The following is an 18,623-nucleotide window of genomic DNA, read 5'->3' on the forward strand; positions in this document are numbered from 1 at the left end:
TCCAGCTTCTCAGAGGCCGGGTACCTCATGCCTCGTCGCCCCCAGCCCCGGTCAGACTTTTTTTCAGCAGGCGGTTTTCCAGGACGAGATCGGCTACGACCTCCTTCAGCGCACCCGCCTCGCGACGCAGGTCCTGGACCTCGTCGGCGGTCGCGGCACGGGCCGTGTCGCCGGCCAGCCGCTTCTTGCCGGCTTCCAGGAACTCCTTGGACCAGCCATAGTACATCGAGCTGGCGATGCCTTCGCGCCGGCACAGCTCGGCGATGCTGTCCTCACCGCGCAGCCCTTCCAGCACGATGCGGATCTTCTCCTCGGCCGAGAACTGCCGGCGCGTGGCGCGGCGGATGTCCTTGATCACGGCTTCTGCCGGCTGCCGCGCCGGCCCGGACGTCTGTTTCATCTTCGCTCCTGGGGGCTACGATGAACCAGCCATCCTCCGTTCGTGAAGACCCTCAATTTGTCTCAGGAGTGCTGACGGCGGACACGACCTAAACACCGTTCGCCGCCCAACGCACGAAGCGATTGTAGAGGATCGTCTTCGGTCCGTAGATCTTGCGCGGTGCGTCTCTCCAACCGCCACCGGATTCAGCATGGGGATGATGCCGCTGATGACGAGCCGGTCGTCCACCCGCGCCTTGCCCCGTGTATCGGTGGGCAGGTTCGGTGCAATCTTCGCAAACTGCTAGTCCGTCAGCCAGAGCCGATCCATCGGCCACTCCAGCGCGAGCCGTGAATCACGTTTCGCCGAGCCGCGCCACCGTTCTGGGTCCGGACGCAACCTTTAAACTCGGACCACCGCGTGGAGCGGGTCAGCCTGAGCGTCGAGATCGTCGATGCCGTGAGAGCAGCCGCTCCAGCAGATCCTCCGGTCGATCAATGGGCCAATCGCCAAGACCATCGCGATCATTGTCAACATCTCGACCGGCCTCGCGCTGGCCTTCGGCTACACGTTCGGCGATTTCGCCGACTGATCCAGTCGTGTTCGGCCTGCCGATCGCCTTCGCCGCCGGCACGTTCGTCCTGTGTTTCTTCAGCTTCGGTGGCGGGGTGTTGGTCTGATGGCCGGCGTGTCCGACACTGCGTCCGAGGTGCCGGGCCGGAAGGGAGTCGAGCCCGGTCTTGACCTGACCGGTATTTTGGACCGGGCCAGTTGCGAGGCTACTGCATGGTCGCGCCCATGGGTATCCGGAAGGCCAGATCCGGGACGCTGACAGGCGCGGGCGGTCGGTAGCCCAGCGACGAATGCGGCCGGACGCGGTTGTGCGTGTTCTGCCAGAGACCTATCACGATCTGTGCCTCCTTGGGTGAGTAGAAGATCTCCTGCCTCCGGCACTCGTCGGGCAGCTTGCCGTTGAAGCTCTCACAGTACCCGTTCTCCCACGGCGAGCCGGGTGCGGATCCCGAGGCGACGTCCGCCAGGACCTGCTTCTCCAAAGATAGATCAGCCACAAGCCGACGAAGACGAGCGTTCTCGCGCTCCAGATCTTTCATCTTCCAGGCCTGATCAAATTTCAGGCCGCCGTACTCCTTACGCCAGCGGTAGTAGCTCTGCTCGGAGACGTCCGCTTCTTTGCAGGCGACTGCGATGCTTTTGCCTTGTGCCGTCTGCACCTCGATCTGGCGCAGCATCAGCACGACCTGTTCCGCGCTCGGCCTCTGTCCTCGCTTCATCCCCAACTCTTCTGGTCCAGGCTGAACCTCTCAATCAGCCCGGTCCGAAGCCCGCAGGTCAGGCGATCCCGGCCGGCATCCGGAGGGCCCGCTGCGGTGGGAGCAGCCAGAGGCCGTCCGCCGTCGTGACCTCCATGACGCCGGAGGTCGCGTAGATCAGCTGCGCGCGTCCATGGACATGCGAAGGAATGCGGGAGCCGGCAGGAAACTCCTTCGGCATCGCCGCGATACCGTGCGGCGATGCTTCATAGTCCCGCGGGTCGGTGCTCTTGAGGTCCATGGTTGGGTTCTCTCCGCGCCGGGAGCCGCTGGACGAGGGCCCTCCCGTCCGAAGATCCCCGCGCGTCGACCTTGCACAGACGGAGACTCGCGCGGGCCTCGGCGGGATCGCAATGTCGCGCCCGACGATCCTGGCGATGTTTACGACACGCGCGACAAGTTGCTCGTTGCTCGCCGCCAGTTCCCCGATGGCGGGCTCATGCGTGGCGGTGAGAGACCCAACGATGAACCGCGATCATAGGATCGCACCAGGATAACGGTCCCACCTCTGTCCGACGTCACGGTGTCGGACATCTTCGGCTTCAGACCGGGCAATCCGGGGCGAAAGCTTTGCTGCGGCACAGCGGTCTTGCGCATTTGCCGTCGGCGTCGGGATTCTCAGGTCGCTGCTCGTTGAGCCCGCTTCGCCGACACGTCCGTCGTGGCCCGGGAAGTACGATGCGGCGGACATTCAGCTGCGTGAACGTACGGAACTTCGAGCCGCGCGCATCCGTCCGACCGGATACCGTGGCTGAAGCCGGGCCGACCCATGTGAACCGGGCTGTTCGGGTGCGACGGCCGGAACTCCGGCCTCACCGCGCTCCGCTGCTCCGCCGGCTCCGGCGCTCGGCCTTGCGGGTCGCGGTCTCGCGCAGGTGCTGCTCGATGGCGTCGTTGGCGCGGCCGCGCATGTGCCGGATCGCCTCCCCGTCGTCGAACGTCTCCGGGAAGCGTCGGGACAGCCACAGATAGGCGCTCGCGAGCTTCACGGTCCGCTCCTGATAGTCGAGCGCCCCCGCGAGGTTGCCCCGGAGGGCGGGGACCGTGAGGCCGGCGGCCCGGGCCTGGCACCAGCGCTCCAGGAGGCCCATGGCGATCTCGTCGCGCCGGTTGATCGGGCAGACCGAGAAGGCGAACTTCTCCTCGATCGGCAGCCGGGCCCGGTCGACGATCCGGGCCACCTCCAGCACCTCCTCCAGGGCCGAGGGCTGGAACGGCGAGCCGGCGTAGAAGGTCGCCCGGGCGAAGTGGGTCAGCACCTCGGTGAGACTGTGCGTGCGCATCTCCTCGGCCACCGAGCGGATCGCCCCGAGATCGGGGCGGACGAAGAAGCGCGTGTCGGCCGCGGGCGCCGTCGGAGCGCCCGACAGCGCGATCCGGATCGGCTCGATGGCGACCGCGTCCGTCGCCGCCACGTAGCCGACATCCTGGTGGCCGTAACGGCCGGCCCGGCCGGCGATCTGCCGGATCTCGGAATGGGTGAGCGCCCGCTCGGCACTGCCGTCCCATTTGCGCACCGCCGAGAACACGATCCGCTTGAGCGGCCCGAGATTGAGCCCCATGCCGATCGCGTCGGTGGTCACCAGCACGTTGGCCTCCCCCGAGCGGAAGCGCGCGGCCTCGGCCCGGCGGACCTCGGGCGACAGGGCGCCGTAGATGGTCGCCACCCGGTGGCCCCGGGCGACGAGGATCTCGCGGTTCTCGTGCACGGCCCGGCGGGAGAAGGCCACGACCGCGTCGCCGGCCTCGACCTTCTCCAGGGGGACCGGCTCCTCCACGAGCAGGAGCGGCGATTTCCGGGTGAAGGGGATCACCTCCAGGGATTCGTTGGCGGCCTCGGCGGCGCGGCGGACATACGACAGGGCGTCGTCGGAGCCGCAGACGATCACGGTCTTGGCGGCGACGCCGAACAGCGCGTTGGTCCAGGCCCAGCCGCGGTCGGGATCCGACAGCATCTGGATCTCGTCGATCACCGCCACGTCGATGGGCCGCGTCAGGTCGGCGGTCTCGATGGTGCGGGCGGTGTGGGTGGGGTTGGCCGCGCCCAGCACCTCCTCGCCGGTGATCATGCCGGCGCGCAAGCCCCGCTCGCGCAGGGTCTCGTAATTCTCCAGGGCCAGGAGCCGGAGCGGCGCGAGGTAGGCGCCGGTCTCCGCCGCGGTCAGGTGCTGGAGCGCCGCGTAGGTCTTGCCGGAATTGGTCGGCCCCATGTGGAACAGGATTGTCCGGTTGAGGCGCCGGGCGGCGGTGAAGCGCTCGATATAGGCGCCGAAGCCGACCTGATCGCGCAGGCGGCGCAGGCGCGAGCCCTCGCGGGCCACCGCCTTGGCGTGCCGGCGCACGGGGGTGAGCGTGTCGTTGAGGCCCCGGGCGAGCTTCGGGCCGTAGGTGAATACCCGGGACCGCAGCGAGCGGTCCATGTGGGCGATGTAGGCGGCGGCGTCCGCCCCGACCTCGCGTAGGTCGACGAGGAGCTGCGCCCGCAGCCGGTCGACCGGCTTGTGCAGGGCGCGGGTGGCCTGGAGCGCCGTGCGCGTCACGGCCTCGCGCAGGGCGTCCAGGCGGTGGGCCGGGTCGTTCCGGGCGGCCATGCGGGCCAGGATCTCGGCCGCCTCCGGCTCCGGCGCGATGTCGAGCCGCAGGTCCAGGCGGCCGTTGTCGAGGAGCGGGATCTCGGTCCGGATCAGCCAGGTGATGCGGTGGTCCTTCGTCACCACGGCCCGGAGGTTCGGCACGGCCTTGCGGACCGCCGGGATGCCGGTCTCCGCGAAGGCCCGGGCGGCCTGCATCGCGCGCACGGCGCGGGCGACGCGGTCGTCCTCCACCTCGGCGCCGTATTCGGGCAGTTCGAGATCGGCGAGCAGCCGGTCGAGGTCGACGGCCTCCGGGGACAGGCCGAGCCGCCCGAGGGATTCGATCAGGCTCTCGATGGTCGGGCGGAGACGCTTGCGCGCCATGCGGTCACCTTCGGCAGAAGCGTCTCACGCAAACCCTGACGCGGTCGGGGACGTTCCGGATCCGATCCATGCGCGGAACCGCGCCCGGACGCCACTCCGAAACCGTCCTTGCGAGCGCAGCGAAGCATTCCAGCGGCGCCACGAGCCCCAACGTTGCGCGACACTGGGTTGCTTCGCTGCGCTCGCAAAGACGGGATCTCACGGTTGCCGGGCCGCCTCGGCGAGCCAGCCGCAGAAGGCCCGCACCGCCGGATCCTCCGCCCGGGGCTCCGGGACGTAGGTGTAGTAGCTCCGTGCCGGCAGAGACGGGCCCGCGAAGGGCAGGGTCAGGCGGCCGGCCGCGACGTCGTCGGCGATCAGCCGCTCGGGCCCCATGGCGATCCCGAGCCCGTCGAGGGCGGCCTGGAGGGTCAGGTAGAAATGCTCCAGCGTCACCGAGGCCTGCGGCTCCAGATCGGGCACACCGGCCGCCCGCAGCCAGTCCGGCCAGACCCGCGGGAGCGTCGCCGCGTGCAGCAGGGTGTGCTGCCGGAGCTGCTCGGGCTCTGCGAGGGGGAGGCGCTGCAGCAGGGCCGGGCTGCAGACGGGGATGCGGCGTTCGGACAGGAACGGCTCCGCGCGATGGCCCGGGCGCGTCTCCGGACCACCGCGGATCGCGACATCGAACGGCTCCGCGAGCTGCGCCAGGGGCACGTTGGAGGTCGTCAGCCGGACCTCGATCGCCGGGTTGGCCACCTGGAAGCCGGACAGGCGCGGGATCAGCCAGCGCAGGGTGAAGGTGGCGAGCGCATTCACGTGCAGCAGGCGGGGCCGCCCGCGCTCGACCTGGCGGGCCGTGGCCAGGGCGATCCGGTCGAGGGCGGCGCCGATCTCGGTGGCGTAGGCGACCCCCGCCTCGGTGAGGACCACGCGCCGGTTGTGGCGCGTGAACAGCGGCAGGCCGAGCCAGCCCTCCAGCATCTGCACGTGCCGGCTCACCGCGCCGTGGGTGACCCGCAGCTCGTCCGCGGCCCGGGTGAAGCTCCCGTGCCGCGCGGCCGCCTCGAAGGCCTTCAGGGCGTTCAGGGGCGGCAGGCGACGATGCACGGGTCAGGTTTCCTCACGCGAGCGTCAGCATAAGGCGTTTGTCAGCCCCCCGCCAGACCGCCATCCTGGATCGGAACCACGAAGGATGGCTGGATGTCCGTCGCGTCCGTTCCGACCGCGTCTTCCGAAACCGCGTCCCCGCCGGAGGCCCGGCGCACCCTCCTGGCGACCGGGGTCAACCACGCCCTGCACGACGGCTACACGGACCTGATCTACGTGCTGCTGCCGGTCTGGCAGGCGGAGTTCGGCCTCGATTACGTCGCCCTGGCCTTCCTCCGGTCGCTCTACAACGGCGCGCTGGCGGCGCTGCAGATGCCGGCGAGCCGCCTTGCCCAGGCCTGGGGCGCCCGGATCGTGCTGGTGCTCGGCACCGGGCTCAGCGCGGCGGGCTACGCGATCGCCGGCGCCTCGGGCGGCCTCGTCGGGCTCGGGGTCGGCCTCCTGCTCGGCGGCGCCGGCAGCAGCACCCAGCATCCCCTGGCCTCGGCGGTGATCGCCCGGGCCTACGGCGCGGCGGCGCGGGGGCCCCTCGGCACCTACAATTTCACCGGCGACCTCGGGAAGGCGGCGGTCCCGCCCCTGGTCGGGCTGCTGCTGACCCTGTCGGGCTGGCGCCACGCCCTCTGGGTGATCGCCGGCGGAGGCGTCCTCGTGGCGGTGCTGGTCGGGCGCCTGCTTCCGCGTGAGCCGCAGTCACGCAGCGCCCAGGCGGCCGCCAAGCGGGCGACCCGCCGGGTCGCGGGCGGATCGCCGCCCGGCGCGGGGTTCGGGCTCCTCGTCGCCATCGGCATGCTCGACAACGCCGCGCGGCCGGCCTTCCTGCTCTACCTGCCGTTCCTGCTGCAGGAGAAGGGTGCGGCGCTGACCACGGTGGGCCTCGCGCTCTCGCTGGTCTTCGTCGGCGGCGCCCTCGGCAAGGCGGTGTGCGGGCGCCTCGGGGAACGCCTCGGCGTGACCCGGACCGTGATCCTCACCGAGACCGGGACGGCGCTCGCGATCCTGGCGGTGATCGTCCTGCCCCTGGCCCCCGGGCTGATCCTGCTGCCGCTCCTCGGCGTGATGCTGAACGGCACCTCGTCGGTCCTCTACGGGACGGTGCCGGAACTGGCCCCGGGCGGTCGGGTCGAGCGGGCCTTCGCGGTGTTCTACACCTGGACGCTCGGCGGCAGCGCGCTGGCGGCGCCGCTGCTCTACGGACGGCTCGGCGACGCGGCCGGCCCGCACTGGGCGGCGGTGGCGGCGGCCGGGACGGCGCTCGCCGTGGTGCCGCTGATGCTGGCCCTGGCGCCGCGCCTCGGGGCAGCGGACCGGCAACGGGCCTGAGGCGCGGCGGCGGGGCCGGGGGCATGGGAACAGGAGCACGGGGCAGGATCTGCCCGCGGGGACGGCCCGCGCGTCCCGCCCGGACGCCGCCTCAGAGGCGGCCCAGGGTGCTGACCCGGACGGCCTCCGAGCGGCCCTCCACCGCGATGTCGCGGATCGCCTCCGGCGCCACGCGGGCCGCCTGATAGACCGCCTCCGACACCACGGCCACGCAGCCGAGGGTCTTGGTCAGGCCCTGGAGGCGGGCGGCGACGTTGACGGTGTCGCCCAGCGCCGTGAAGCGGGCATCGGTGGCGTCGCCCATCTCGCCGACGATGGCGAGGCCCGCATGCACGCCGATCCCGTACCGGAGCGTGTGTTCCAGATCGGCCGCCAGCAGCCGGTTCAGGGTGTCGACGGCGTCGGCGATGAGGTCGATCGCCCGCAGGGCGTCCTGGGCGGCCTGCCCGGGCTCCGTCTCCAGGCCGAACAGGGCGAGCAGACCGTCGCCGAGGAACTGGTTGGTCGAGCCGCCGGCCTCCCGCACGGCGTCGCCGACCGCGCCGAGGAAGCGGTTGATGATGAACACCGTGTCGTAGGGCAGGCGCTCCTCGGCGAGCCGGGTCGAGCCGCGCAGGTCGACGAACATCGCCACGATGAAGCGCTCCTCGCCGGATTGCGCCCGGTCGAGCAGGTCGGCCTGGCGCATCCGCGGCTGCGGTGGCAGCAGCGGCACCACGGCCATGTCGGTCTCGGGCCGGAACTGGCAGGCGAGGCGCACCCCCGGACCGGCGGCGATGCGCTCTAGGACCGACCGCTCGGTACGGCCGGGACTGGGCGCGCCGTCGCTGCCATCCGTCACCCGGATGCGGCAGGTGGAGCATCGGCCGCGGCCGCCGCAGACGCTGGCATGGGGGATCCGGTTGCGCCGGCTCGCCTCCAGCACGCTGGTGCCCCGGGGGACCCGCACCACCCGCCCGTCCGGATAGCTGAGCCGGATCGTGCCGCGCTTGACCTCGGCGAGGGTCCGCACGCCGCGCGCTGCGACCACCGCCGCCACCAGGCCCGCATAGGTCCCGAGCAGCCCGTCCCGGATGGCGGCGAGCCGCGCGACCTGATCGGGCAGCCCGACATGGACCGGCTGGAGGGCCACCGCCCGCCACGCCGGATCCTGCGCCAGGGTGAGGATCATGCGGCCGCCCTGCGCGAAGCCCAGCAGCGACAGGACCGGGACCAGAACCGCGAGCGCCAGCAGCCAGGGCGCCATGCGCCCGAAGGCGGGCTTCAGCCGCAGCCAGAAATACAGGCCCATGCAGCCGTGGATCCAGGCCAGGACCAGGACCGTGACCTGCAGCAGGCCGAGCGTCGGCGAGGCGATCCAGAAGGCGTAGAGTTCCTGCGCGTAGCCCTTGTCGAGCCCCTCGGTGACGAAGGAGATCCGGGTCGCCGTGATGTGGCTGATGAGGAGCGTCGGGATCAGCAGGCCCGAGACCAGCTGCAGGGCCTCGGAGGGCCGCCAATGGAAGAAGCGGGCCGCGTAGAGCGCCTGGAGCCCGAGCAGCAGATGGAGCACCAGGGCGCCGTAGAGCAGCGTCAGGCCGACGGGATTGAGCCAGACGGCCGTGACGAGGTCGAGGCCGTCCTCCATGGCGTCGAGGGAGATGTTGCCCAGGGCGTGGTTGAGCAGGTGGGTTAGCACGTAGCCGAACAGGACCAGGCCGCTGGCCAGCCGGAGGCGCCGCAGGTTCAGGCGGATCCGCGCGGCTTGCGTGGCGGATCGGGGTTGCGCGCCCGCATCGGCGGATCGAAGCGTCGCGATCGAGGCTGTGCGCACCATGCTGGGAGGTCCGAGGAGATCGGTTCTGGGCCCGCCATTCACGGTCCCTCGTACCAGCAAGACTTCCGCCGCGTCCGATTTATTTCCAATCGCCGGCATTATGCCGGTCTGCGACGATTGGTATCCGATGCTCACCCGCGCAGGGCGTCGAGATTTTTTGCATGAGCACCTCCGGCTCCTCGGTGTCGCGGGCCGAGCGGCGGAACGGCAATGCACACCGCACCCCGGCAGTCCGAGCCAACGTCCCGGCGCGAACGCCTGGACGTTGGCTCGCGGCCGAAAGGGCGACATCAACCGGCTTGAGACTGCTGGGCTCCAGACGCGTCACCGGCGCGCGTAACAGCCATCCGTTCAGACCCCGCTCCGCCGAAGTGGATTCCGGTTCGACGCAGCAGAGTGCCTCAAAACAAGAGCTTGAAGCCGTGGTCCATGGCAACGCGATCGGGCGCGGCTCTCAGGGGTCAACCGGAGGGCTCCTCGCTGGGTTGCACTAACCCAGACAAGAGGTCCGATCGATTTAAGCGATCGGACGTATCAATTGACAACTTTCGCTGGTAAAATTCTCTTGACGTGCAGCAGAATCGCGCGTGCTTGCAGTTGATTGGATAATTTGATGAAGTCATACAATCTTAATATTAGCCAGAAGCGGGCTGTTAGAACGGATTCTGATTGTCATGGTTGGTGCTATGGCCTGCCACCGGGCATTTCTTCCGCGCAGTGGCCTCTGGATCCTGCTAATGGATATCCGATTCAACACGGTTTTACGTTGCTGCTGCCGGAGGAATATCGCTGCCACGGGCCAGATTTCGTGGCTTTTTCCTTCTTCGCGTCGTCGATTGATCACAACGATGGCGGCCCCACGGTAAAGGCCCCAGGGATCCGCCCGGCGATGGGTGGCGCGGAAGCGCCCGACAACCCCGAGCTCAAGCTCTTCTGGGAGGCTGAGCAGAGGGCACACCCGCACCTGTCGCGCATGGAAGACAGTCTCGGAATTGCCTATGCGGTTATCATGCTGATCCGTGCCGAATTCGATGGCCCCTTCTGTGCGCCGCCAATTCTGATCGCCAATCGCTACCGCGATGCTCTGAAGCCGCCAGCTTGGCTGACGATCGGGGGGGCTGCGAGTTATTGGCAGTTCGGTTCTTCTTGCAGGTGGGTGCGGGACATCTTCGGCGAGAAACCCGCGAACGATCCAATTGAAAATCGCGCGATCCATTGGACGCCGCGGGCCTGTGATCCGAATGCCGGCCGCATTCCTTACGATGAATTTCTACACGACCCGACCGATTACGTTCATCCAGTGTGTACGATCACTGAGGAGAACGGCAAGACCGTATTCCATGATCCCGAATGGATACGTGGGCATGAGCCGAATCATATCGGCGGCACGATGCGCCCGTCCCAGTGGGTGACTCGAGTGAGTCTTTATTATATCGAATTTGAAGAATATTTTGGTGGATTCAATTTTGGTGGAGGCAATGCGCAGCTCGATTTTCGCGATATGATATTTGATTGGTCCTGTGGTTGATGAATTATTCTGTGACCTCGGCGAATCGAAGATCGCCGTTCCAGCGACATCTCATAACGATCCGGCTCGGTACGACATCCCTATCTGGATCCGGTCCAGCAAATCCTATCAAGTCGCGGAGCGGCGAATTTCTCCTGCTGACTTGTCCCAATGGGACATTTAGCGGCCGGCACGGTGCCCTCGAACCCGGAGACCCGATGCTGGACACCTTCTTCGCCCGCAGCGCCGCCGCGGTGGCCTCCGACCTGATCGGCGCCCGCCTGTTCGTCGGCGCGGCCGGCGGGATCATCGTCGAGACCGAGGCCTACGACAGCACCGATCCGGCCTCCCACAGCTTCCGCGGCCCCACCCGGCGCAACGCCAGCATGTTCGGGCCGCCGGCCCATGCCTACGTGTATCGCTCCTACGGGATGCACTGGTGCCTGAACCTCGTCTGCGAGCCCGGCAGCGCCGTGCTGCTCCGGGCCCTCGCGCCCACCGAGGGGCTTCCCGCCATGCGGGCGCGCCGCGGCGTGGAGGAGCCGCGCCTGCTCTGCGCCGGGCCGGGCCGCCTCTGCCAGGCCCTCGGCGTCACCGACGCGCTGGACGGCGCGCCCCTCGCGGGGGCGCCGTTCCGGTTCGAGCCCCGCGCCGCGGGCGATCCCGGGGCCGTCGAGGTGGTCAGCGACCGGCGCATCGGCATCACCCGCGGCGCCGAGACACCCTGGCGGTTCCTGCTCGCCGGCTCCCGCTTCGTCAGCCGGCCGGTGCGGCGGGCCGAACCGGAGGCCGGGACCGCCTGAGGATCGCAGCGGCCGGAGCGGGATGTCCGGTCGCGGATCCGGGACGAGCCCGCGCGACCGGGCCGACGCTTCCGCAGGGGGGCGTCCGTCGGGTAGGACGGGGCCGAGGCGCGGGCGATCCGCCGGGCCTGGGCGCGCGCGGGGAGGGGCCATGGCGGCCAAGGATGAAGCGACGTGGCGGGTCGGCGTCCTGTTCTCCCGCAGCGGGGTGAGCGGCATCACCGAGACCGAGCACTTCCTCGGCACCGCACTCGCGATCGAGGAGATCAACCAGGCCGGCGGCGTGCTGGGCCGCCCGATCGAGCCGGTCTGCTACGACCCCGCCGGCGAGACCGACGCCTACCGCACCCTGGCCCGGCGAATGCTTGCCGAGGACGGGGTCGAGGTGGTGTTCGGCTGCTCGCTCTCGGCGAGCCGGAAGTCGGTGCTGTCCACCATGGAGCGGCACAACGGCCTGCTCTGGTACCCGTCGATCTACGAGGGCTTCGAGTACTCGGAGAACATCATCTACACCGGTGCGACCCTCAACCAGAACGTCTTCGCCCTGGCCGACTACCTCCTGCAGGAGCAGGGGCGGCGGATCTTCCTGATCGGGTCCGACTACATCTACCCGCGGGAATCGAACCGGGTCATGCGCGACCTGATCGAGGCGAAGGGCGGGACCATCGTGGGCGAGCTGTACGCGGCCCTCGACGCGGACGACGCGGCCCATGCCGCCATGATCGCGGCGATCCGCGACGCCGCGCCGGACGCGGTCTTCTCCACCGTGGTGGGGCGCGGGGCCGAGCGGCTCTACCGCGCCTACGCGGAATCCGGCATCGACCGCGCCCGCTGCCCGATCGCCAGCCTGACCCTGGCGGAGGGCCAGATCCACGCGATCGGTCCCGAGCACTGCACCGGCCACGTCCTGGCGGCCCCGTATTTCGGGTCCCTTGCGAGCGAGGAGAACCGGCGCTTCGTCGCCGCCTTCCAGACCCGGTTCGGGCCCGAGCGCCCCACCAGCATGTGGTCGGAGACCGCCTACGCGCAGGTCCATCTCTTCGCCCGGGCGCTCACGGAGGCCGGCACCCTCGACGCCGAGCGCCTCGGCGCGGCGGCCCTGCGCCAGCGCCTCGCGGCGCCGGAGGGCGACCTCGCCTTCGACGGCGAGACGCGGCACATCTGGCTCACGCCGGGCATCGGCGTCGCCCGGGCCGACGGGCAGTTCGACGTGGTCTGGCGGGCGCGCCGGCCCGTGCGGCCCGATCCCTACCTCGCGTGGTCCCGGTTCGAGACGAACTGGCTGGAGGAGGGTCTCGCCGCGTGACCGCCCCCGCCCGCAAGATCCTGGACGACCTGCGGCGCGCCCGCGCCCTCGTCATCCACCCCAAGGACGAGGAGGGCGCCGCGCTGCTGGAGCAGCTCCGTCGCCTCGGCTGCGCGGTCTCCCTGGCGTGGCCGCCGCCCGCCGCCCTGCCCGCCGACATCGACACGCTGTTCATCCAGCTCGACGACGCTCAGGTGATGCACCTGCTGCCGTCGATCGAGGCGCTGGAGCCGGCGGTCATCGCCATCGTGGCCTACGAGAGCCCGACCTCCCTGAAGGCGATCGCCGACGTCAACGCCCACGGCGTGCTCAACAAGCCGCTCCACCCGCGGGGCGTGCTCACCCAGTTCGCCCTGGCCCGCTACCGGCGCGGCTACGAGGGCCGGCTCACCAGCAAGATCAACCGGCTGGAGGAGACCATGAAGGGCCGCCGCACCGTCGAGAAGGCGGTCCGGCTGCTCGTGGACCTGAACCGGATCGACGAGGACGCCGCCTACAAGATGCTCCGGGACCGGGCCACCGCCGCCCGCGTGCCGATGGCCAGCGTGGCCGAGAGCGTGGTCTCGGCCCACGAGGCGATGAGCGGTCTCGGCCTGCGCATCGCGTTGGCGGAAAAGACCTGATCGCAGCAGCCTGCCGCATTTATGGTCTTGCGGTCCGGTTCGGGGCGCGTATCGTAGTCTTACCGGGCAAGGTTGCCCCGCAGCAAGATTGCTGCATGACATCTCGGCTTTGAAGCCTCTGGTTCGCGGATGATCTTGTCCGCGCCCAGGGGCTTTTTGCGTTTTGGAGCTTTCATGATCCAAGCGAACGGTCCTGCGCGCCCGCCGATACGGGTGTCGTGCATCCAGTTCGCGCCGGACTTCGGCGCGGTCGACGCGAATCTGGCGCGGGCCTCCGATCTCGTCCGCGCGGCCGCCGCCGCGGGCAGCCGGCTGATCGTGCTGCCGGAACTCGCCAGCACCGGCTACGTGTTCGAATCCGCCGCGGAGGCCGCCGCCCTGGCCGAGCCGGTGCCGGAGGGCCCGACCACCCGGGCCTGGGCGGCGCTGGCCGCGGAACTCGGCGTGCACATCGTGGCGGGGATCGCCGAATCCGCCGGCGACGTCCTCTACAACGCCGCCGTGATCGTCGGGCCGGAGGGCTATATCGGCACCTACCGCAAGGCGCATCTCTGGGACCAGGAGAACGTGTTCTTCGCCAGGGGCGACCTCGGCTTCCCGGTCTTCGACACGGCGCTGGGCAAGGTCGGCGTCGCCATCTGCTACGACGGCTGGTTCCCCGAGACCTTCCGGCAGCTGGCGCTCGGGGGCGCCGAGATCGTCTGCATCCCGACCAACTGGGTGCCGATGCCCGACCAGCCCGCGGGCGAGGCCGCCATGGCCAACACCCTGCACCGGGCCGCCGCCCATGTGAACGGCCTCTTCATCGCCTGCGCCGACCGGGTCGGCACCGAGCGCGGCCAGCCCTTCGAGGGGCAGAGCCTGATCGTCGGCCCCAAGGGCTGGCCGCTCGCCGGCCCGGCGAGCCGCGACCGGACCGAGACCCTCTCGGCGCTGGTCGATCTCGACGCGGCCGGCCGCAAGGACCTGAACCGGTTCAATTCGCTCCTGCGCGACCGCCGCACCGACATCTACGGCTGAGCCGAGATCCGTAACCCTTCCCGTCCGTCCCAAGGAGTTCGTTCATGGTGAAATGGTCCCTCGCCGGCGCCGCGGCGCTCGCCCTCGCCGCCACGGCCGCGCAGGCCGCCGACGGCAAGCCGATCGTCATCGGCATCCCGATCGGCCTGTCGGGCGCCAACAGCGTCGTCGCCCCCTCGGTGGTGCAGTCGGCCGAACTCGCCGTGGAGGAGATCAACGCCAAGGGCGGCGTGCTCGGCCGCAAGCTCGTCCTCGAGGTCGCCGACGACGCCTCCGGGGCGGCGGGCGCCCAGAAGGCCTTCGACAGCCTGATCTACCAGAAGAAGGTCGACGTCCTGATCTCCATGGAGACGAGCGCGGCGCGCAATGCCGGCCTGCCCGCCGTCACCAAGGGGAAGGTGCCGTACATCTACACCTCGTTCTACGAGGGCCATTCCTGCAACAAGAACATGTTCGTGGACGCCTGGGTGCCGGAGCAGCAGGTTCCGCCGGTGGTGGACGCCTTCAAGGCGCAGGGTGCCAAGACCTACTTCCTGATCGGCAGCGACTACGCCTTCGGCCGCGGCATGCTGGGCTTCGCCAAGAGCTACGTCGAGAAGACCGGCGGCAAGGTTCTCGGCGAGGAATACCTGCCGATGGACGGCAGCGACTGGACCGCGATCATCTCCAAGCTGAAGGAGGCCAAGCCCGACGCGCTGATCACCTCGACGGCGGGCGGCGCGCCGAACGTGACGCTGACGAAGCAGCTGCGCGGCGCCGGCGTGACGCTGCCCTTCGCCAACCTCGCGCTGGACGAGGGCACCGCCAAGAGCATGGGCGCGGACGCCGAGGGCGTCTACCTCTCGGCCTCCTACGTCACCGGGATCGACAGCGCGGAGAACAAGGCGTTCCTGGCGGCGATGCAGAAGAAGTTCGGCGCCGAGCTGCGCACCCCGAACGACCTCTCGGTGCCGGAATACGAGGCGATCTACCTCTACAAGGCCGCGGTCGAGAAGGCGGGCGGGACCGAGACCCCCAAGGTGCTGGAGGCGCTGCCGACGGTAAGCTTCACCGGGCCGCGGGGCACGATCACCATGAGCAAGCAGCACCACGCGCCGCTGACCATGTATCTCGGCCAGATCCAGAAGGACGGCACCGTGAAGGTCGCCGGCACCTTCAAGGACGTCGATCCCGGCGAGCAGTGCCCGAAGCTGCAATGAGGGGCGGGGCGCGACGCCTCCCTCTCCCGCCCGGCGACGATGGCCGCCCGTCTGAGGCGGACACCGACGCCGCTGAACGAGCGCGACGCGCCCCCTCTCCCGTGCGGGAGAGGGGTGGGATGAGGGATCGGAGGTTTCGGGATCGCGCGCCCCATCGCCGCGCGGTCAAGGTCGAGACTCTCTCGGAGAGGCCGCATCCCTCACCCTGTCCCTCTCCCGCACGGGAGAGGGGACCCGCGCCCGATCCTGAATCCGCGTTGCCAAAGCAGATGCGTGGATCGGCAGGCCCGCACAGGGGCGCTCATTGCGCCGGGCCTCTGCCGCTTTCGCCTCGTGATGACGGTCCTTCAACCGGAACTCCCCGATGCTGCTCACCCTCGACACCCTGACCACCGCGGCGATCCTGTTCATCGTCTCGATCGGCCTCCTGGCGATCTTCGGCGTGCTCAAGATCATCAACTTCGCCCACGGGGCGTGGCTGACGGTCGGCGCCTATTGCGCGGTGGTGACCGCCAAGCTCGGGCTCAATCCCTGGCTGGCGCTGCCGCTGGCCTTCGCGGTCGGCGCGGCGCTCGGCGGTCTCGCCGAGCACTTCATCATCCGCCCGCTCTACCGGCGGCCGCTCGACGCGATCCTGGCCACCTGGGGGCTCGGCATCGTGGTCGGGCAGCTCATCACCCTGGCCTTCGGCCGGGACGTCCAGCTCACCCCGAACCTGCTGGCGGGCACCGTCGAGATCCTCGGCGTCGACTATTCCGCCTACCGCCTCGTGGCTCTGGGCATCGCGCTGGCGATCGGCACCCTGTTCGCGCTGACCATCGAGCGGACCCGGCTCGGGCTCTCGGCCCGGGCGGTGATCATGAACGAGACCCTGGCGCGCAGCCTCGGCATCGACACGGGGCGCGTGCGCCTCGTCGTGTTCATGATCGGCGCGGGGTTCGCGGCGCTCGCCGGCGTCCTGCTGACGCCGCTCACCAGCGTCGATCCGAACATGGGCGTCGCCTGGCTGATCGGCGCCTTCATGCTGGTGATGGTCGCCGACGCCTCGTACCTGGCGCTCGCGGCGGCCTGCCTCGTCTTCGGGGCCGCGCAGGTCCTGATCAGCACCTTCGTGAGCCCGATCCTCGGCAGCATCGCCATCGCGGTGCTCGCCGCCCTCGTGCTGCGGATCAGCCCGAAAGGTTTCTCCCGTGCTTGAGACCCTGCCCGTCACCGAGCGCGCCGCCGCGGCCCCCCGCCGGCGGCGCCTGTCCCGCGCGGCGCCCGTCGTGGTCGCAATCCTGGCGGCGCTCGCCCTCTGGATCGCGCCGCTCGTCCTCGACACCTTCGCGGTCAACGTCCTGACCCGGTCGATGATCTACGCGGTGCTGGCCGTCACGGTGGACCTGCTCTGGGGCTTCGCGGGGATCCTGACCTTCGGGCAGGCGGCCTTCTTCGGCGTCGGCGCCTACGCCACCGCGATGATCCTCACCGCCTACGGGGCGACGCCCCTGGGGATCGCCGCGGCGGTCGCGGCGGCGCTCGTCGCGCCGGCCCTGCTCGGCCTCGCGGTCGGCTGGCTGTCCTTCTACCACCGCTCGACCCCGCTCTACGCCTCGGTGATCTCGCTGGTCGTCCCGATCGTCGTGGTGCAGCTGATCTACGCGGGCGGCGAATGGACCGGCTCCAGCAGCGGCCTCGTCGGATTCGACGTGCTGCCCTTCGAGAGCGAGGGCTATTTCCGCCTCGCGGCCCTGTTCCTGATCGTCGTCACCCTGGCGGCCTGGATCCTGGTCCGGGCCGATGCGGGCCGCGCCCTCGTGGCGCTGCGGGACAACGAAGCGCGCTGCGCCTATCTCGGCCTCAACCCGCGGCGCCTGCAGATCCGGCTGACCGCGGCTCTGGCCGCCGTCGCGGGGATCGCGGGCTTCCTGTTCGCCAACGCCTCGGGCGTGGTCGCGCCCGAGAATGCCGGCTTCCTGTTCGGCACCGAGCTGGTGATCTGGGTGGCGCTCGGCGGCCGCGGCACGCTGCTCGGCCCGGTGCTCGGCACCATCGCCATCGACTACCTCGCGGCGAACCTGTCCGGCGACCTGCCGTTCCTCTGGCAGCTCCTCCTGGGCACGGCCTTCGTGGCCATCATCATCCTGCTGCCGGGCGGCCTCGCCGACCTCGTCGGCCGCCTCTGGCGGGCGCTGCCGGCGGGCCGGCGGGAACCCGCGCCGCCGCGCCTCGTCGCGCGGGCGGCCGATCCGGATGCGGCCGCCTCCGCGACCCCCATCCTCACGGTCGAGAACCTCGCCAAGGCCTACGGTGCCCTGACGGTGCTGGAGGGCATCGACCTGGAGATCCGGGCGGGCGAACTCGTCAGCCTCGTCGGGCCCAACGGCGCCGGCAAGACCACGCTGATGCGCTGCCTCAGCGACGGCACCGAGCCCTTCACGGGGGCGATCGCCATCGGCGGCACCCCGATCACCGGGCTGACGCCGAACCGCATCGTCGGCCTCGGGGTCGGGCGCAAGTTCCAGGTGGCGAGCGTGTTCGAGAGCCTGTCGGTGGCCGATTGCCTCCGGCTCGCCCGGGCATCCCATGACGGCCTGAGCCCGGTCGGGCAGGCGGAGACGCTGGGCCTGCCGCAGGCGGCCCTCGACGTCCTGCGCATGACCGGCCTCGACCGCCTGCTGACCCGGCCGACCCGCCTCCTGTCCCACGGCCAGAAGCAGGCGCTCGAACTCGCCATGGTGGTGGCGCTGGAGCCGCGGCTGATCCTGCTGGACGAGCCCACCGCCGGCCTGACCAAGGCCGAGCGCACCACCATCGGGACCGTGCTCAAGGCGCTCACCGCCGGCACCGCCGGGGGAAGGATCGCCGCCGTGCTGGTCGAGCACGACCTCGACTTCGTGCGCGAGATCTCGTCGCGGATCGTGGTGCTGCACCAGGGCCGCCTCGTCCTCGACGGCACGGTGGAGGACGTCGTCGGCTCCGAGCTGGTCCGGACCATCTATTCGGGAGGTGCCCATGGCTGAGGCAGCGGGTGAGGCAGCGGCTGAGGCAGTGCGGCGGAGCGAGCCGGCGGGCGCCGCCCTCGCCCTGGAGGGGGTGTCGAGCGGCTACGGAGCGGTCTCGATCGTGAAGGGCGTGTCCCTGTCGGTGGCGCCGGGGGAGATCGTGGCGCTGCTGGGGCAGAACGGCATGGGCAAGACCACGCTGCTCAAGACCATCCTGGGCATGGTCGCCCTGCGGGGCGGCGCGATCACCGTCGGGGGACAGGCGCTCGCCGGCTTGTCGCCCGCC

Annotated in this window: 15 protein-coding genes and 3 pseudogenes; 11 read left to right on the forward strand and 7 right to left on the reverse strand. The window is 70.1% G+C overall.

What is annotated here, in order from left to right; translation table 11 throughout:
- Positions 1 to 400, reverse strand: a pseudogene (locus I53_RS29865) (transposase); the annotation flags it as partial.
- 91 nt (positions 401 to 491) lie between these two features.
- A pseudogene (locus I53_RS32055) lies at positions 492 to 670 on the reverse strand (transposase); the annotation flags it as partial.
- A gap of 190 nt (positions 671 to 860) precedes the next feature.
- Between I53_RS32055 and I53_RS35625 the strand changes: the two are divergent.
- Positions 861 to 1,059: pseudogene (locus I53_RS35625) on the forward strand (TrbC/VirB2 family protein).
- Positions 1,060 to 1,158: 99 nt separating this feature from the next.
- Here the strand turns inward: I53_RS35625 and I53_RS32060 are convergent.
- From I53_RS32060 to gcvA, 4 genes are all read right to left on the reverse strand, one after another.
- Positions 1,159 to 1,671 carry an integrase core domain-containing protein gene (locus tag I53_RS32060; RefSeq protein WP_083936191.1) on the reverse strand — a complete coding sequence of 171 codons (513 nt, stop codon included), beginning with the start codon at positions 1,669 to 1,671 and terminating at the stop codon, positions 1,159 to 1,161.
- 58 nt (positions 1,672 to 1,729) lie between these two features.
- On the reverse strand, positions 1,730 to 1,951 hold the full coding sequence (locus tag I53_RS29880; protein WP_043357981.1) for a hypothetical protein: 222 nt from the start codon (positions 1,949 to 1,951) through the stop codon (positions 1,730 to 1,732).
- A gap of 571 nt (positions 1,952 to 2,522) precedes the next feature.
- Positions 2,523 to 4,667 (reverse strand): helicase-related protein, encoded by a 2,145-nt coding sequence (locus tag I53_RS29885; RefSeq protein WP_043357983.1) that lies wholly within the window; start codon positions 4,665 to 4,667, stop codon positions 2,523 to 2,525.
- A 198-nt stretch (positions 4,668 to 4,865) separates the two neighbouring features.
- Positions 4,866 to 5,753, reverse strand: coding sequence for a transcriptional regulator GcvA (gene gcvA, locus I53_RS29890; RefSeq protein WP_043357984.1), 888 nt, complete (start codon positions 5,751 to 5,753; stop codon positions 4,866 to 4,868).
- Positions 5,754 to 5,846: 93 nt separating this feature from the next.
- Between gcvA and I53_RS29895 the strand changes: the two genes are divergently transcribed.
- Positions 5,847 to 7,076, forward strand: coding sequence for an MFS transporter (locus I53_RS29895; RefSeq protein WP_043357986.1), 1,230 nt, complete (start codon positions 5,847 to 5,849; stop codon positions 7,074 to 7,076).
- 91 nt (positions 7,077 to 7,167) lie between these two features.
- Here I53_RS29895 and I53_RS29900 read toward each other — a convergent pair whose 3' ends face one another.
- Positions 7,168 to 8,892, reverse strand: a complete 1,725-nt coding sequence (locus I53_RS29900) for an adenylate/guanylate cyclase domain-containing protein (RefSeq protein ID WP_043357988.1) — start codon at positions 8,890 to 8,892, stop codon at positions 7,168 to 7,170.
- Positions 8,893 to 9,505: 613 nt separating this feature from the next.
- Between I53_RS29900 and I53_RS32065 the strand changes: the two genes are divergently transcribed.
- The 9 genes from I53_RS32065 to I53_RS29940 form a co-directional block, all read left to right on the forward strand.
- A complete protein-coding gene (locus I53_RS32065; RefSeq protein WP_083936192.1) occupies positions 9,506 to 10,420 on the forward strand; it encodes a hypothetical protein in 915 nt (304 codons plus the stop codon).
- Between the two features lie 197 nt (positions 10,421 to 10,617).
- The gene (locus I53_RS29905) at positions 10,618 to 11,202 is read left to right on the forward strand and encodes a DNA-3-methyladenine glycosylase (RefSeq protein ID WP_043357990.1); all 585 of its coding nucleotides are present in this window, start codon (positions 10,618 to 10,620) and stop codon (positions 11,200 to 11,202) included.
- A 151-nt stretch (positions 11,203 to 11,353) separates the two neighbouring features.
- A complete protein-coding gene (locus tag I53_RS29910; RefSeq protein WP_043357992.1) occupies positions 11,354 to 12,508 on the forward strand; it encodes a transporter substrate-binding domain-containing protein in 1,155 nt (384 codons plus the stop codon).
- Positions 12,505 to 13,131, forward strand: coding sequence for an ANTAR domain-containing response regulator (locus I53_RS29915; protein WP_043357993.1), 627 nt, complete (start codon positions 12,505 to 12,507; stop codon positions 13,129 to 13,131). Before I53_RS29910 ends, I53_RS29915 begins: the two co-directional genes overlap by 4 nt.
- A 174-nt stretch (positions 13,132 to 13,305) precedes the next feature.
- On the forward strand, positions 13,306 to 14,151 hold the full coding sequence (locus I53_RS29920) for a nitrilase family protein (protein ID WP_043357995.1): 846 nt from the start codon (positions 13,306 to 13,308) through the stop codon (positions 14,149 to 14,151).
- Positions 14,152 to 14,195: 44 nt separating this feature from the next.
- Positions 14,196 to 15,350: a substrate-binding protein gene (locus I53_RS29925; RefSeq protein ID WP_043357997.1), complete on the forward strand. Its 1,155-nt coding sequence runs from the start codon at positions 14,196 to 14,198 to the stop codon at positions 15,348 to 15,350.
- A gap of 364 nt (positions 15,351 to 15,714) precedes the next feature.
- On the forward strand, positions 15,715 to 16,548 hold the full coding sequence (locus I53_RS29930) for a branched-chain amino acid ABC transporter permease (protein ID WP_043357999.1): 834 nt from the start codon (positions 15,715 to 15,717) through the stop codon (positions 16,546 to 16,548).
- On the forward strand, positions 16,541 to 18,355 hold the full coding sequence (locus tag I53_RS29935; RefSeq protein ID WP_043358001.1) for an ATP-binding cassette domain-containing protein: 1,815 nt from the start codon (positions 16,541 to 16,543) through the stop codon (positions 18,353 to 18,355). Before I53_RS29930 ends, I53_RS29935 begins: the two co-directional genes overlap by 8 nt.
- Positions 18,348 to 18,623, forward strand: a 276-nt coding sequence (locus I53_RS29940; RefSeq protein ID WP_043358005.1) for an ATP-binding cassette domain-containing protein, incomplete at its 3' end; no start/stop codon positions are given. The genes I53_RS29935 and I53_RS29940, both read left to right, overlap by 8 nt.

The sequence above is a fragment of the Methylobacterium sp. B1 genome (assembly GCF_000333255.1).
GTDB lineage: Bacteria > Pseudomonadota > Alphaproteobacteria > Rhizobiales > Beijerinckiaceae > Methylobacterium > Methylobacterium fujisawaense.